The sequence below is a fragment of the Bacillus sp. FSL R5-0397 genome, from assembly GCF_038593395.1.
GTDB classification, from domain to species: Bacteria; Bacillota; Bacilli; order Bacillales; family Bacillaceae; genus Bacillus; species Bacillus altitudinis.
Genome location: NZ_CP151992.1, coordinates 1,049,813 through 1,064,200, shown reverse-complemented (window position 1 = coordinate 1,064,200; position 14,388 = coordinate 1,049,813). Strand labels below are relative to the sequence as shown.

Annotated in this window: 17 protein-coding genes; 5 read left to right on the top strand and 12 right to left on the bottom strand. The window is 41.1% G+C overall.

Annotated features, from left to right (window positions below; all coding sequences use genetic code 11):
- The first annotated feature begins 3 nt into the window (after positions 1-3).
- A complete protein-coding gene (locus tag NSQ70_RS05305) occupies positions 4-450 on the top strand; it encodes a ferritin-like domain-containing protein (protein ID WP_007499129.1) in 447 nt (148 codons plus the stop codon).
- A 191-nt stretch (positions 451-641) separates the two neighbouring features.
- Here the strand turns inward: NSQ70_RS05305 and NSQ70_RS05300 are convergent, their stop codons facing one another.
- The 3 genes from NSQ70_RS05300 to NSQ70_RS05290 are packed head-to-tail and all read right to left on the bottom strand — an operon-like array spanning position 642 to position 2,364.
- Positions 642-1,052, bottom strand: coding sequence for a DoxX family protein (locus tag NSQ70_RS05300; RefSeq protein ID WP_024720018.1), 411 nt, complete (start codon positions 1,050-1,052; stop codon positions 642-644).
- Between the two features lie 57 nt (positions 1,053-1,109).
- Positions 1,110-1,949, bottom strand: coding sequence for a M56 family metallopeptidase (locus tag NSQ70_RS05295; RefSeq protein WP_058337506.1), 840 nt, complete (start codon positions 1,947-1,949; stop codon positions 1,110-1,112).
- A complete protein-coding gene (locus tag NSQ70_RS05290; protein ID WP_007499135.1) occupies positions 1,942-2,364 on the bottom strand; it encodes a BlaI/MecI/CopY family transcriptional regulator in 423 nt (140 codons plus the stop codon). Before NSQ70_RS05290 ends, NSQ70_RS05295 begins: the two co-directional genes overlap by 8 nt.
- A 275-nt stretch (positions 2,365-2,639) precedes the next feature.
- On the opposite strand from NSQ70_RS05290, the gene NSQ70_RS05285 reads away from it, so the two are divergent.
- Positions 2,640-3,782: an AbrB family transcriptional regulator gene (locus NSQ70_RS05285; protein WP_024720016.1), complete on the top strand. Its 1,143-nt coding sequence runs from the start codon at positions 2,640-2,642 to the stop codon at positions 3,780-3,782.
- Positions 3,783-4,021: 239 nt separating this feature from the next.
- Here NSQ70_RS05285 and lepB read toward each other — a convergent pair whose 3' ends face one another.
- Together lepB and NSQ70_RS05275 are read right to left on the bottom strand one after the other, a co-directional pair.
- Entirely contained in the window at positions 4,022-4,534 is a 513-nt protein-coding gene (lepB, locus tag NSQ70_RS05280) for a signal peptidase I (protein ID WP_007499139.1), read from the bottom strand.
- Positions 4,534-5,151: a TVP38/TMEM64 family protein gene (locus NSQ70_RS05275; protein WP_017366969.1), complete on the bottom strand. Its 618-nt coding sequence runs from the start codon at positions 5,149-5,151 to the stop codon at positions 4,534-4,536. The genes lepB and NSQ70_RS05275 overlap by 1 nt, the downstream gene beginning before the upstream one ends.
- Positions 5,152-5,309: 158 nt before the next feature.
- Between NSQ70_RS05275 and NSQ70_RS05270 the strand changes: the two genes are divergently transcribed.
- On the top strand, positions 5,310-5,672 hold the full coding sequence (locus NSQ70_RS05270; RefSeq protein WP_017360224.1) for a hypothetical protein: 363 nt from the start codon (positions 5,310-5,312) through the stop codon (positions 5,670-5,672).
- Between the two features lie 85 nt (positions 5,673-5,757).
- Positions 5,758-6,192, top strand: a complete 435-nt coding sequence (locus tag NSQ70_RS05265; RefSeq protein WP_039167431.1) for a hypothetical protein — start codon at positions 5,758-5,760, stop codon at positions 6,190-6,192.
- Positions 6,193-6,226: 34 nt separating this feature from the next.
- Here the strand turns inward: NSQ70_RS05265 and NSQ70_RS05260 are convergent, their stop codons facing one another.
- The 7 genes from NSQ70_RS05260 to NSQ70_RS05230 all read right to left on the bottom strand — a co-directional run bounded on the left by NSQ70_RS05260 (position 6,227) and on the right by NSQ70_RS05230 (position 12,800).
- Positions 6,227-7,183, bottom strand: a complete 957-nt coding sequence (locus NSQ70_RS05260; protein ID WP_007499147.1) for an LCP family protein — start codon at positions 7,181-7,183, stop codon at positions 6,227-6,229.
- A gap of 337 nt (positions 7,184-7,520) precedes the next feature.
- The gene (locus tag NSQ70_RS05255; RefSeq protein WP_342502495.1) at positions 7,521-8,465 is read right to left on the bottom strand and encodes a siderophore ABC transporter substrate-binding protein; all 945 of its coding nucleotides are present in this window, start codon (positions 8,463-8,465) and stop codon (positions 7,521-7,523) included.
- A gap of 22 nt (positions 8,466-8,487) precedes the next feature.
- Complete coding sequence (locus tag NSQ70_RS05250) at positions 8,488-9,246, bottom strand: ATP-binding cassette domain-containing protein (protein WP_019743341.1); 759 nt, start codon at positions 9,244-9,246, stop codon at positions 8,488-8,490.
- Positions 9,237-10,187: an iron chelate uptake ABC transporter family permease subunit gene (locus tag NSQ70_RS05245; protein WP_045034717.1), complete on the bottom strand. Its 951-nt coding sequence runs from the start codon at positions 10,185-10,187 to the stop codon at positions 9,237-9,239. Before NSQ70_RS05245 ends, NSQ70_RS05250 begins: the two co-directional genes overlap by 10 nt.
- On the bottom strand, positions 10,180-11,130 hold the full coding sequence (locus NSQ70_RS05240) for an ABC transporter permease (RefSeq protein WP_017366964.1): 951 nt from the start codon (positions 11,128-11,130) through the stop codon (positions 10,180-10,182). The genes NSQ70_RS05245 and NSQ70_RS05240 overlap by 8 nt, the downstream gene beginning before the upstream one ends.
- A gap of 159 nt (positions 11,131-11,289) precedes the next feature.
- Positions 11,290-11,568, bottom strand: coding sequence for a barstar family protein (locus tag NSQ70_RS05235; RefSeq protein ID WP_178897193.1), 279 nt, complete (start codon positions 11,566-11,568; stop codon positions 11,290-11,292).
- Positions 11,569-11,630: 62 nt separating this feature from the next.
- Complete coding sequence (locus NSQ70_RS05230; protein ID WP_081114756.1) at positions 11,631-12,800, bottom strand: MFS transporter; 1,170 nt, start codon at positions 12,798-12,800, stop codon at positions 11,631-11,633.
- 143 nt (positions 12,801-12,943) lie between these two features.
- Between NSQ70_RS05230 and NSQ70_RS05225 the strand changes: the two genes are divergently transcribed.
- A complete protein-coding gene (locus tag NSQ70_RS05225; protein WP_342502494.1) occupies positions 12,944-14,383 on the top strand; it encodes a PLP-dependent aminotransferase family protein in 1,440 nt (479 codons plus the stop codon).
- Positions 14,384-14,388 lie beyond the last annotated feature (5 nt).

The window sequence follows — 14,388 nt, the reverse complement described above, 5'->3', positions numbered from 1 at the left end:
ATCATGTATTACGGTTATTATGACTACTCGCCATATGACATGCGCCAAAACACAAGGATCATTGCAGACCTTGAAAAGGCCATCAATGGCGAATATTCTGCGATCCAATGCTATGAAAAACTTGCACAAAAAGCAAAAAATCCTGAAGCGAAAAAAATCATTCAAGAAATACGTCAGGATGAAGTCAGACATTATCAGCTATTTACAAAGCTATACTATTCTTTGACTGGTAAAAACCACAAACCAAGCATAACAGAGCCTTGTCCAGACCAATTTAGGGAAGGTCTCTTATTTGCCTTTAAAGACGAACAAAAAACAGTCGATTTTTACTTAACGGTATCAGACTATGTCCGTGATCAAGGAACAAAGGAATTAATGAAGCGTATTGCTCAAGATGAACAGCAGCATGCCGTCTGGTTTCTATATCTTTTAACGCACCATGTTTCTTAGTTACCCCTATTTTAATAGGAGATCGTATGTTCCGTCAAAAAATGAAATTGCTTTTTTGCTCATTCAATATGTGAAATAAAGGGCTGTCATCATCAAAACGCCTCTTCGCTTTTCCTTTTTTAATGATAAAACGACCTTTTAACCATAAAAAAACTCCTCTGCTACAAATCGCAGAAGGAGTTTTTTGTTATTTAATGAAATTTTGCTTCATTGCTTTGCTGCTGTTGTTTTAACAATCCATCAATCGATAGCAGCTTGCTGCCACTAAGTGTCAAGTAAAGCGCCATGACCATTAAAGAAAGTTCAAATTCATAACCGCCCACAAATCCTCTTGCAAAACCAACTGTGATAATGGCTACAGCCATAATTGGCACAAATAAAGCTGCGAAAAGACGTGTGCCTAAACCTAGAATCAGGGCAATTCCACCAACCAGTTCAATTGTTTTGACAATATAGGCCATAAATTCAGGGACACCAATTTGACCAAAAAATGCAGCAGTGCCTCCTAGTCCACCTTGATATGCTTGAAGCCCATGTAAAAAGAAAATAATGCCTAAGATGACGCGTACAAAAAGTGTTCCTATTTCTTGATTTGTTTTCATATAGTGATTTCCTCCCATTTTTACACTACATCATGTAATGTTCATTCGTAAAAAAAATTAGTAATTTAAGTTGAGCATAATCATTAAGACCAACATGAGGATGGTTGATGTCACAATTGGGATAAGTGGTACATTGAACGGTATGTTGTATGTTGGGTTTAAGATTTTTTGGATTCTTAAATTCAATGCTCGATCTCCAAAGGACACGGCAAATTTTGTTTGTTTTTGAAACTGGGTTCTATTTTTAATGAGTTTCAAAAGGGCTTGCCCTACTCCAAGCTCAGTCCCTGTCTGCTGAATGGCATAGTCATCTGCAATGACTTCACGAAAAACGGAGTAACTTTGTCTCATATGCTTTAACACAGGAATGTACCAAATCACTTTTGTGAGCATAGAGAAAGCGAAAGTCTTTAAAGGATCGTAGCTGTATTTGTGATGTAATTCGTGATAGACAACAGCATCGATTTCCCCTTCATCCAGCATGTCTATAAGCGCTGTTGAGAGATACACTTTTGGCCGAAGCATCCCCATTGCGAAAGCAAGCGGTTCATGGCAATGAAACACAATGATCTCATTTCTATAATTGTCTGATAGACTTTGCGTTGCATGTTGATCGACTGCCATCATCATATTTCTTTTGAAATGAAGATACTTTCTGACCTGCTTTGTCATATAGAAAACGGCAAAACCAAGCGTATACAAGACGAACGCATCCAGAAAATACTTTAAAGGAGTGAATCCATAAAATTCGAGAACAGATTGACATACATGGATCAGGTTATATGCTTGATTCCAGCCAAAAAAGCTTGAGAGTACATAATAGCCCATCTGGTAAAAGATCACTAAGCCAATCAATATACCGCCTAAAAACAGCAGACTCGACTTCATTTTAATCATGTCGTTTCTCCTCTTTTTTGGATGCAAGCCTTGCTTCGAGTACCTTCAGTAATTCAGGATCAGCACTTTCAATTGCGTCCACCATATGATTGACTGCAAGGGGGCCGAAATCATCCATCAGTCCTTGAGTAATCCATTTCGTTTGCTCATTTAGAAATTCTTCTTTTGTTAAAACAGGGTTATAGATAGATGAACGCCCTTTTGTTTTCTTTTCCACAATTCCTTTTTCGGTTAATCGATTGAGTACCGTCATGACCGTGTTGAAATTAATTGGCTTCTCATCTGACAGCTTCTGCTGTACCTCTTTAATCGGCATATCCTCACCTTGATAAAGGATCTCCATAATCCTTCCTTCTAAAGGACCGAAAAAGCGGTTCAATCCCTTTTCGTTATATTTAAAAGAAGGAATTTTCATGTCATCACCTCACACTAAGCATTGTAGTGTAATTGAAAATGATAGTCAACAGATAACAAAAATAGGGGAAAATCGTTGTATATTGTATTTGTTTTTGGCGAAAATTATATGTCATTTATATCAAAAAAATCTCTTTTCTAACAGAGTTAACCATAAGATAATCTTATGAAAATACTAAAAAAATTCGTATTTTATTTATAGAGACTTTTGTATTATAGTGAAGATAACAACATTTCACTTACTGAACAAATATACAGGAAGAAGGTTTATACGTGATGAAGCAAGGAAACAGCCTTCGAACCGATCTCATTTTGATTGCGGTAAGCGGTTTAGGTGGATTCCTTTTGTCTCTAACAGGGATGTCTATCGGCTGGATGATTGGCACATTAATGACAGCTGCATTTATTGCCCTGCGCCGTCCCGCCCTGTTTCAGCGTAAAGGAAAGAATACCTTACGTATTCACAGCAGATGGCTACTCCTTGGTCAATTCATTCTCGGAATCGAACTAGGACAAAAAATGAACATGAAAGTCCTTCACATTTTCGCTGAAAATTGGCTTCCCGTGAGTTTCATGCTCGTTTTTTCTATTTTATTAGCCATGCTCTCCGGGTTTGTCTTATGGAAGCTGAGTAAAACAGATATGCTGACCAGCTTTGTAGGCACTGCCCCCGGCGGTCTTTCCGCTATGCCGGGCATCGCCCAAGAGGTTGGAGCAAATACAGCTGTAGTGAGTCTTGTACAAACGATACGCGTGTTAATGGTCGTACTGACCATTCCATTTACGGTATTTTATTTAAATACAAAAAGCCAATCAGATGTGGTAGTCGCCCAAGGCAGCGCCTTCTCATCAGGCGTTTTCACAATATCAAACATTTCTTGGACTGCTGCACTCATTTTAGGGGCATGGATGATGTCACGCCTAGCCGTGCGTCTTCACTTTCCCGCCCCTTGGCTCATCGGCAGTATGTTAGGTGTGGCGGCTCTCCAAGTAGGGGCAGGCGCCTTGACAGGTCATGATTTGATTCCTTACTGGCCAGCCCAAGCGAACATTGCGTCACAGGTATTTCTAGGGGCAACCATCGGGTCAAAAATGAATAAACAAATGTTTGTCGGGCTAAAAAATACCTTGATTGTGGCCGTCGTCAGCTCAGCCGGATTGATTGCTGCGACCGTTCTCAGTTCAATTGCCATCGCAGAAATAACAGGTATTTCTGTCATTACGGCCATTCTTGCTTTTTCGCCTGGCGGTATTGCGGAAATGGCCACAACAGCTGTTACACTTCATGAGGATTCCACATTTGTTGTGGCTGTACAAGTCGTTAGAATTATTTTGGTCATCGCCATGCTGCCACCATTTTTTCGTTTCTTACATCATGTCTGGGCAAAAAGACAGACTGATTATAAAGCCGCTAAATAAAAAGAGCCGCTTTGCATAAGCAGAGCGGCTTTCAGATGGTCTGACAACGGGCTAAAATGATGTTGATTTTAGCCCGTTGTCTTCTTTTCAGCGTGATAGAAAACCTTTGCAGTCTAGGAAGGTCGAGCACCAGAGCGGAGCGAATTTGACATTCGTGAGCACTGGAGCGCAGACATGACAACGAATGCGAGGGTTTGTCTACACGCTGAGCCGCTTTGCATAAGCAGAGCGGCTCTTTTTTATTCATCATGATTCCTTTTTACACCGACTACTTGATCCTTTGAGATCGTTCCAAAATGCCGGCTGTCAAAGCTATGTATTCGATTATCTCCGATCACGAAGTAATGATTGTTTTGTATGTTCTGACGACCGGTGATGGCTTTCAGCTGAAAATCACCTGTTAGGACGTTGCCCATTTTATGTTTTTTCTGCTCTTTTAAATACGGCTCTTTCCATTTTACACCATCAACAAACAGTTGATCATCTTCATATTTGATTGTTTCTCCTGGAAGTCCAATGACCCGTTTGATCAAGATTTGATTTTTAGGGCCATGAAATAACACATAGTCAAACCGGCTAATTTTCGTGAGTTTTGGCGAGAACTTGTTAATTAATAATTCTGTTCCATCTGTAAATGTCGGGTCCATACTAACCCCTTCTACTTTGTACGTGACAAACATGAAATTCTTTACTTGGAACAACAAGACGATGCATGTAATAATCATGAACCATAGCAATGGCTTCTTTTTCATTAAGAGCCTCCTTTGTCCTCACGCTGACTCATCCGAATATTCAACCTATTTTCTACTCTCTTTCCAACATACCATAATAAAGCAATGACTAGAACCGCAAAAACACTTCTTAACGGATTCTTTACTAAAGCTGAAATGTCATAGCCGATAAAACTAATAATAAAGAGCATGACACACTTCCCTGATAAAGCAGCTAATGAGAACTGCCAGACGCTGATTCTTGATAGACCTGCTACGACATTAACGGCAGCAGAAGGTGTAAAAGGAAAGCAGAGTAAAATAAATAATGGACCAAATCCCCGCTTTTCAACCCAAAGCATTAGCTTTTGAATAGAAGGGTGTCTGCTAATAAAGTTCAGCATCCTCATCTGTCCAAATTTTCTGATCAGTAAAAAGACAAGGATAGACCCTGCACTTGCACCAATCCAGGTCAATAAAAAGCCTTCCCATAGCCCAAAAGCATTTGCATTGGCCACCGCAAATGCCACGAGAGGTAAAAACGGTAGAAATGCTTCTATTAAAGGGAGTAATATAGCCACAATGGGTCCAAAAGCCTTGTAGCTTTCAAAAAATGATGTGATATTTTCATGAGTAAATATAGAAAGAAATAATGGCAACTTATTTGACTCCTTCAAGGTTTGTCTATCTTTCATTTTACATGGAAAACATAAAAATATACAAATGAATCCCTCTCAGCCCCCCTTGAGATTTTTTAACTCATCCGATATAATAAATAAGAACAAATGTTCTATAAATAAAGAAAGCAGGCATGGACATGACGAGATTATCAAGCGTACAGCTTCAGATGATGGAACAGGCCATCTTTCTTCCAATGGTCATCTCCATCCTCAATCGTGATTTGACGTACCTTAAAAAACATCAAACATTCAAACTAAATGAACCATATATTCAGCTAGTCACCTCTTCATTAAAAGAAGCACAAAAAGCCCTTTATCAACTGAAACAACAGTTACGTAAAGAAAAAATGAACGTACAGCAAATTGAACACGATGAAGGATTTACGACATATTTATTTCTGATAAATGGCTATGAAGAAAAGCATAAATATTTTAATCCCCGTATACGTCATCGTGTAGAGGAAATGCTCACCCATTATTTCCTCCATTCAGGAAAATAATATGGTTATATTTTACATTTATAGAAGGGACTCTTCAGTTTTTGGCGAATTGATTGTTATACCAAAAAATAGGAGGTTTCAACTCATGTTCAAAAAAATAACAGCACTCACCTTAGCAGCAGGATTACTTGTGCCAAGCACAGTGTCAGCATTAGAACCACTGCAAACAGGAAAACAAGCCCCAGCAGCATCTGCACAAATAACAAGTGTAGCCTATACAACGGTTTCTATCGTTGGAAAACGAGTGAAGTTTGAAGTGAAAGCACTCGAAAATCCTTTTAACATGAATTACTATAATCGAATTGCTTGGACGAGTACGGACGAAGAGCCAAGTGTATTCAATGACAATATTCTATCGGTCATTGTCGCTAAAAAAACCGGACAGGCTTATCAAGTCTTTTCATACGAAGCACTCACTTCGGTAAAGGACAAGATTGAATCAGGTCAAAAGGTGTATGGCTGGGCGCTTGCTTTAAATGGTGTATGGTACCCAACGATGCCTGCAACCCTCTATTATTAAAAAAAGCCTGCCACAGTGGCAGGCTCTTTCTCAATTATGACAATTCGAGCTGTTTTCTCAGCTCTTGTCTCACTTCTTCTAATCCTGGTCCATCTAACTCAAAGTAATACACATTCCCAGGCTGGTAATCGTGCCCTTTTAACTGAATGGTATCCACTGATTTTAATGAACTCAGTAAAGGGAATAGACCGATCAACTGCTTCATGGATAAATTGGTGGAGACGTTATCCCCAAGTGTATCAATGATGTTGTCATAAGACGGTATGGAAGAAATGGATTTGGATTTTTCAAAGATGGCTTGAAGTGCTTCCATTTGGCGCTTTCCGCGCATGAGATCACTATCTGCCTTTCTCGTTCTCACAAACGCTAATGCTTCTTCACCGCTCAGCGTATGTGTGCCTGTTTCCACATGAACTTTTCCTTTTGAATCCTTTTCCATTTGTTTTGCAATGCCTTCATCTTCAATCGTTACGTCAATTCCATTTAGCTCATCGACAATGTCTTGAAACGCCTTAAAGTTTCCTGCAATTACATAGTCTACCGGGATGTTTAACAAATTCTCTACCGTTTTGACTGATAAATCTGCACTCCCAAACGCATGGGCGTGAGCAATTTTATCATATCCTCTCCCCGGTATATCAACATAAGAATCACGAGGAATACTTAGGAGCTTGATCGTTTTGTCTGTTCGATTCACCGTCGCCAGTAAGACCGCATCACTTCTTGCTTCGTCTACCGTTTCACCTGGACGGCTGTCAATCCCTAAGAGCAGTACCGAAAAGCTATCCTTTCCTGGATCAAAAGCTTTCACACGCTTTTGCGAGGTCTCTCCTCTTTCTAAAGATACTTGCGCTTTATTCGACGCTTTTGAAATTTTATAGTATGCGTATCCTGTGACAGATACTGCCATGATCATGACAAATGCCATGATAAACAGCACGACTTTCACCCAAGGTCTTAGCCTTCTTTTTGATCTTGTTTTCTCCTTCATCCTTTCCGAACCCTCACTCTATCTTAGTCTCACAATGTAGGTTCCACTATAACATATTTTGATGAAAGTTTCCTGCATGCAACATATTTTTATGTATCCACAATAAAAAAGCTGCTCAAAATGAGCAGCTTCAGATTGCTGACAAAGGGCTAAAATGAACTTAATTTTAGCCCTTTGTCTTCTTTTCAGCGTGATAGAAAACCTTTGCAGTCTAGGAAGGACGAGTACTGGCGCGGAGCGAATTTCACATTCGTGAGCACCTGCACGCAGGACTGACACCGAATGCGAGGGTTTGTCTACACGCTGAAGCTGCTCAAAATGAGCAGCTTTTCATCCATTACTTTTGTTCAATGCCTTTTTTCACTTCATCAATCATCGCATTCAATGATTCAAGGCCGCCGCCTGCTAAATACCACATGTCAGAGTTTAAATACACCACATGATTGTTTTTAACCGCTTTGACTGATTTCACATAATCATTTTCAACAAGCTGTTTCGCAGACGTTTCTTCTCCAATCGCCGCGCCGCGATCCACGACAAATAAGTAATCTGGATTCGTTTTGACCATATACTCATACGAAATGCTTTGTCCATGTTTATCAGATGGCTCTAGCTTTTGATCTGCTGGTGTGATCCCAAATACATCATGGATCAGACCATATCTTGACTTAGGACCAAATGCCGTCATTTTGCTGTCGTTCGCCATGATGACGAGTCCATTTTTCTTTAACTCTTTGGCTTGTTTCTTTAATGAAGCCACTTTTTGGTCAATGGCAGAAAGTTCTTTTTTCACTTGGGCTTCTTTATCGAAAATCTTTCCTAATGTTTCAGCATTCTTTTTAAATGATTCCATATAGTTTGCGTTATCTACATCCATATAAATCGTCGGAGCAATTTCAGAAAATTCATCAAATGCATCTGCTTGGCGGTGCTGAATAATGATCAAGTCAGGGTGAATCTCTGCAATTTTTTCAAAGTTTGGTTCTTTTAACCCGCCGACATTCTCATATTTGTCACTTTCATATTTAGATAAATAGTGAGGAATCACTTGTTTTGGTAAAGCTGTCACGTTGACGCCAAGCTTGTCGAGTGTATCGAGACTTCCCATATCAAAGACGACGACTTTTTTCGGGTTTTTCTTGACCTTCACACCGTCTTTATTCAACATATCCTTTACTGTTACGGTTTCCTCATTCGTTCCCGCTGTTTTTCCTTGGTTACCACAGGCAGCAAGGACAGCAATCGCTGTTAGTACTGTTATCATCCAAATCCATTTTTTCATGATTGATCACCTCTTCATTTTTTTAAGAAAAATATAAGCAAATACGCTCACCACGAATGACTTCGATTGGTATGCGCATGTCATAAATGTGTTCAAGTGCTTCTGTTTGAATCACTTCATCAACGCTTCCTTCTTTGATCACCTGACCCTCTTTTAAGGCGACGATGTGATCTGAATAGACAGATGCAAAGTTAATATCATGGAGAACAACAACAATCGTTTTTCCAAGATCTTTCACGAGCTGCTGAAACAGCTTCATCATTTCAACTGAATGGTTCATATCTAAATTATTTAAAGGCTCATCTAAGAAAATATAATCTGTATCCTGAGCTAGCACCATGGCAATAAAGGCTCTCTGCCTTTGTCCGCCGCTTAGTTCATCTAAATATTGATGCTGGATTTCGACGAGTCTCATGTATTGAAGCGACACATCAATCATGTTCTCATCTTCTTTTGTCAAGCGGCCTTGAGAGTAAGGAAAGCGGCCAAAGCTGACAAGCTCACGAACGGTCAGACGCACACTCATGTGGTTAGACTGCTTCAAGATGCTCATTTTTTTCGCAAGCTCCTGAGGAGAGTACGCACGATAAGGTTTGTCCTCTAAATAAGCTTCCCCAGTATCAGGTTGAATCAGGCGGCTCATGATGGACAAAAGCGTACTTTTGCCTGCGCCATTTGGACCAATGAGAGAGGTCAGCTGTCCTTTTTTTACACTGACAGTTGTTTCGTGAAGCACTGTTTTTCCGTTATATGTCTTACTGACTCCCTTCATCACGACCATGAACGACTCTCCTTTAAAAGTAGATAAATAAAATACAGTCCGCCGACTAAATCAATCAGCACACTAAGCGGTGTTTGAAACGTAAATACCTTTTCCACAAGAAATTCCCCGCCTACAAGCGCAATGACACTAATGAAAAACGAGCCTAATAGCAAGTACGTGTGCCGATATGTACGAAACAGCTCTCTTGCCACATTGACGACGAGTAAGCCAAGAAACGTAATCGGGCCGACGAGGGCCGTCGCAATCGAAACAAGGACGGCAATGACGATCAGCATCTTTTTTGTGATCCCGTCATAGTCAATCCCGAGATTCACAGCCTGTTCCTTTCCTAACGACATGACATCTAATTTCGCGCGGAAGGTCCATATATAAAGACAAAGTGCCGCAAATAAAAGAGAAGCGAAGAGTAAAATATCTGTGTTCATGTGATTAAAGCTGGCAAAGGACTTGTCCTGTACGACTTGGTATTCATTCGGGTCAATGAGCATTTCCATAAAGGAAGAAAGACTTTTGAACAATGTTCCAAACACAATCCCGACAAGCAGGAGTAAGAAAATATGCTTGTTTTTGCGTTTGAACATGACCGTATAGAGAAGCACAGAAAAAAGTATCATTAATCCAACGCAGAGAAAGAAATTCAGGTTCTTATTCGCGATCATCATATTGGTCGAACCAAAAAGATAAATAATCGCCGTTTGCAAAAACAAGTAAAGCGCGTCTAACCCTAAAATGCTTGGGGTTAAGATTCGGTTATTGGTCAATGTTTGAAACACAACAGAGGAAAAGGCAATTGCGCCTCCTGTCAAAGTCATGGCAAGCACCTTTTTTAAACGGCTCGGCACTGTGTACTCCCAGTACCCCATTTGAAAGGTGACGAAGATGACAACGAATACGGCTGCAATGGCTGCAATGAGAAATAATGTTCGTTTCTTATGCATAGCGCTTCCTCCTTAATAACATGTACAGGAAGATCGCACTTCCAATGATGCCGACCATAAGCCCAACAGATATTTCATATGGATAAATGATCACCCTTCCGAGCACGTCACATATGAGCACAAAAATGGCCCCTAATAAAGCCGTATGCGGCAGGCTCTTTTTCAAGTGATCCCCTCGGTAGATCGATACAATATTCGGAATGATTAAGCCGAGGAATGGCAGCATGCCAACAGTCAAAATCGTTACAGACGTAATCATCGAAACAATCACCAAACCAACTGCCATGACACGTTTATACGTTAAACCTAAATTGACGGCAAAGCTCTCACCCATACCAGCCACTGTAAAGCGGTCAGCATATAAATACGCGATGATCAATAGAGGAACACTCACATAGAGCAGTTCATAACGCCCCTGAACAATAAGAGAAAAATCCCCTTGCAGCCATGCGGATACGTTTTGGATCAAATCATATTTATAGGCTATAAACGTGGAAATTGAACTAACAATTCCGCCAAACATTAAGCCGACTAACGGTACGTAGATCGTATCGTTCACCTTAATATGGCGTAGAATTTTTAAGAATAATAGATTGCCAGCTAACGTAAATAAAAACGCAATCGCCATTTTCATCAGCGGGCTTGCCTGTGTAAAAACAAGCATAGCGGTTAAAATACCCAGCTTGGCCCAATCCATTGTTCCTGCAGTCGTTGGAGAGACAAATTTATTTCTCGTCATGCTTTGCATGATAAAACCGCATAAGCTCAGGCTCATGCCAGCAAGCACAATACTCATCAGCCGCGGGATGCGACTTGAAAATAAGGTGTTCATTTGTTCATCTGATAGATGAAACAACTGTAAAAGAGACAGGTCCTGTACTCCGACAAACAGCGACGCACATGCCAAACACACAAACAACAAACTTAATTGGTACAACTTCATACAGGGTTCACACTTTCTATCAAGCTCTCTGCCACAAATGATTATCATTATCAATTAAGCGGCAGTTCATATATTATCATATTTAGTGAAATATTCAATAGTAGAATGAGAAAGGGTGAAAACCGCATAAAAAAACAGCTTTTGGGATCAGCTGCTTTTTTACGCTTCAATATTCAATTGAAACTGCCCTTGCAGTTCCTCTTCAGCCTCTTGAAATAACTGCCGCAAATTCTCTGCATAATCACCAAGCTCGTCTTTGCTTGCTTGATAATGAATCCACGTGAGCTCTACAGGCATACTCACTTCTCCTGTTAAACAGTCCCAAAGGGCATCAAGATTTTTCCCGTAATGATCAGGAAGTTGTAACACTGTTTTTAGTTGATCATGAAGCTCCTCTTGTGATCTGCACATCGCACCATTTAGCTGTACTTTTCTCATTTCCCTCCCCCTCTTCTGTCTTTATTTTAAACGAATTGGAGAGTAAAGAGAAAGAATCCATTTCACTTTTGCCTCTCTCTGAAACTTAAACTAAACAAGATCAGACAGGCAGCCAACACGAGCATGAAAAAGAGCGTTAACACTGTCTGAGTACCGTACATATCAGCAAAGAGACCAACGAACACACTTGGTATGCCAAGACCTAGATACGCAAACAAGTAATATCCAGCAACGGCTCTAGCCGCTTCCTTCTTCCCTTTCTCAACAATCAGCTGGAGACCTCCTAAGTAAGTAAATCCATAGCAAGCTGTGCCCGCTAAAAGAGTTCCAGCAAGGACAAGGAATATGGACCCGCTATTAGCACCGAATAACAGCAGGCCATATCCACATGGAAGACAAATAAAACCGATACGAAGCGCTGCACTGCTATTCATCTTTCGGACAAAAGGCTGCATCAGAACACCTGCCATATTAATAAAAAACAGCGCTGGACCTACCCACAATTCATAGCCATTTAATTTAAGCTGTGCTGGCAAAATCGAAATGACAAGACCACACACAGACCATGCGATAGCAATGGCTATGTTCGCAGGCATTGTCCCTTTTGGAAACCTCGGCATGTTCATTAGCGGTTTACTTGCCTCCCCTTGTACAGGCGGCACCAAAAAGAATACAGCAACAATCGTCAACATAATCAAGACCAACACAATCCAATAGCTAAGAGGCGTCAGTGACACTTGCTCAAAAGAAAGAATCGCTGTAAAAAGAGCACCTCCCCCAAATCCAATCGAACTGCATAATGCGATAAACGTTGGGATCCAGCCCGATTTCTCTGGATATAAAGCAATCAAGTAGGCAGTACATGTGCCAACACTTAGCCCAAGTCCCACTCCTTGCAGCAGCCGGGCGACAAAGAGCATTTGTATGGTCGGATGCACGATCATGAGCAGGGTGGCACATAATGAAAAGCAAAGTGCGATCAATAAAATCGGTTTTCGTCCTGCCCGGTCAGACATGCCGCCAAGTAACAGTAATACTGGAATCAGTCCGAAAACATACGCAGCAAACACAAGGGCTGTTGACGCCTTTCCGTATCCTGCCTGCTCTGCATATTCCGTATAAAGAGGGACTTGCAGGTTCACTGCTGTTGTAATCATAAAAAGGCTAAATAAAACGAACACAAACGGAATCATGGATAGCTGTGCTGTTTCTTCTTTTGATGCAGGAATCATGGGACTCTCTCCTCTGTGTAAATGATATGAACCAGTGTACACATCATTTGGATTTCTTCCCACATCCAAAAATGAAGCTATTGACCAGTCCATAATTCCATGTCATCATCAATGATGACATGACAAAGGAAAGAAGGTGCACTGTGTACATTCATTTAGACCGTTCCAGCTCTACCCCGCTCTGGCAGCAAATCGTCAATGGCATCATTCAAAAAATTCATACAAACACACTGAATCCTGATGATCAGTTGACTCCGACAAGAGTATTAGCACAAGAGCTCAACGTATCTCGATCCACCGTACAGCTTGCCTATGATGAACTGCTAGCAAGAGGCTATGTCAGCACCTCTAGAAGAGGCGGGACAAAGGTCATTTCAAGTGATCACAATGCTGCTTCTCCCCCACATCAAAACGAACCGCCTTTTGCACTTCCGATAAGACCTCACTTTGACGAGGCTGAAAAACAAATGGATCACTGGCTCTCGGCCAATCAATTTCATGACAAACTTGAGATTGATTTCCGCCATCAAGAACCAGCCATCGACGACCATTTTCAAAACATATGGAAACGCTCGCTTCTAAAAGCATTACAGCGCTTAAATATGAAAGATTGGGGCTATTCTTCTCCGCATGGATTATGGGAAGTGCGTTCAGAGATTCGCCAATACTTATCGGTTGAACGCGGCATTGATATAGAAGAAGACCAAATCGTGTTAACAGGGGGCACACAACAAGCCATTGACTTAATTTCACAAGTCATGCTCAAAAAAGGAGATACAGTCGCAGTTGAAGATCCTGGTTTTCCTGGAGCTAGGTTGTCCTTTTTACATCGCGAAATGACTATTTACCCCGCACCAGTCGATGAAGAAGGAATGATGGTGAATACATTGCCAGAACGTACAAAACTGATCGCTGTAACGCCCTCTCATCAGCGGCCAACCGGAGTCTGTATGAGCGTCAATAGAAGACGGGAGCTGCTGCAGTTTGCTGCGAAGGCTCAATCTTACATATTAGAAGATGATTTTGATGGGGATTATCGTTATCATGGCGGACCGCTTCCTTCTTTATTTTCAGAAGCACCCGATCATGTGATCTATATTGTCAGTTTTTCCAAGGTACTTGCTCCAGGCATCCGCCTTGCTGCCATCATCGGCTCCAAAGCAGTCATCAAAGAAATCGCTGCACTGCAATCACTTATTCAAAGACAGCTGCCGATCATGGAGCAAATCACTCTTGCCTCTTTTTTCAGAGAAGGAGAGTTTACGCGATATGTCAGGCGGATGAGACAGGTGTATAAAAAACGGCAGGCAGCGATGATGGATGCTCTTTTGACACATCACTTTGACAAACACTTCCGTTTATATGGAACTGATACAGGCCTTCACGTCTTTTTGGAAGGAACACCAGACTTTGATGAACAAGGTACGATTGAGGCCGCAAAAGCGGCAGGTGTCGGCATTTATCCATTAAGCCCCTATTGTTATGAAAGCAAAAGGAAAGGGTTGCTGCTTGGTTTTGCCTGTACGGATGAAGCCATGATTCAAGAAGGTGTTCGCCGATTAAAGCAAACACTGCACATCTAAAAAAG

Excerpts from the sequence above, each read along its gene's own strand:
- NSQ70_RS05305 (WP_007499129.1), top strand. The coding sequence starts at position 4 with ATGTATTACGGTTATTATGACTACTCGCCATATGACATGCGCCAAAAC.
- NSQ70_RS05240 (WP_017366964.1), bottom strand. The coding sequence starts at position 11,130 with ATGAAGTTGTACCAATTAAGTTTGTTGTTTGTGTGTTTGGCATGTGCG.
- NSQ70_RS05235 (WP_178897193.1), bottom strand. The coding sequence starts at position 11,568 with ATGAGAAAAGTACAGCTAAATGGTGCGATGTGCAGATCACAAGAGGAG.
- NSQ70_RS05245 (WP_045034717.1), bottom strand. The coding sequence starts at position 10,187 with ATGCATAAGAAACGAACATTATTTCTCATTGCAGCCATTGCAGCCGTA.
- NSQ70_RS05285 (WP_024720016.1), top strand. The coding sequence starts at position 2,640 with ATGAAGCAAGGAAACAGCCTTCGAACCGATCTCATTTTGATTGCGGTA.
- NSQ70_RS05230 (WP_081114756.1), bottom strand. The coding sequence starts at position 12,800 with ATGATTCCTGCATCAAAAGAAGAAACAGCACAGCTATCCATGATTCCG.
- lepB (WP_007499139.1), bottom strand. The coding sequence starts at position 4,534 with ATGAAAAAGAAGCCATTGCTATGGTTCATGATTATTACATGCATCGTC.
- NSQ70_RS05260 (WP_007499147.1), bottom strand. The coding sequence starts at position 7,183 with ATGAAGGAGAAAACAAGATCAAAAAGAAGGCTAAGACCTTGGGTGAAA.
- NSQ70_RS05265 (WP_039167431.1), top strand. The coding sequence starts at position 5,758 with ATGTTCAAAAAAATAACAGCACTCACCTTAGCAGCAGGATTACTTGTG.
- NSQ70_RS05270 (WP_017360224.1), top strand. The coding sequence starts at position 5,310 with ATGACGAGATTATCAAGCGTACAGCTTCAGATGATGGAACAGGCCATC.
- NSQ70_RS05300 (WP_024720018.1), bottom strand. The coding sequence starts at position 1,052 with ATGAAAACAAATCAAGAAATAGGAACACTTTTTGTACGCGTCATCTTA.
- NSQ70_RS05255 (WP_342502495.1), bottom strand. The coding sequence starts at position 8,465 with ATGAAAAAATGGATTTGGATGATAACAGTACTAACAGCGATTGCTGTC.
- NSQ70_RS05250 (WP_019743341.1), bottom strand. The coding sequence starts at position 9,246 with ATGGTCGTGATGAAGGGAGTCAGTAAGACATATAACGGAAAAACAGTG.
- NSQ70_RS05295 (WP_058337506.1), bottom strand. The coding sequence starts at position 1,949 with ATGATTAAAATGAAGTCGAGTCTGCTGTTTTTAGGCGGTATATTGATT.
- NSQ70_RS05290 (WP_007499135.1), bottom strand. The coding sequence starts at position 2,364 with ATGAAAATTCCTTCTTTTAAATATAACGAAAAGGGATTGAACCGCTTT.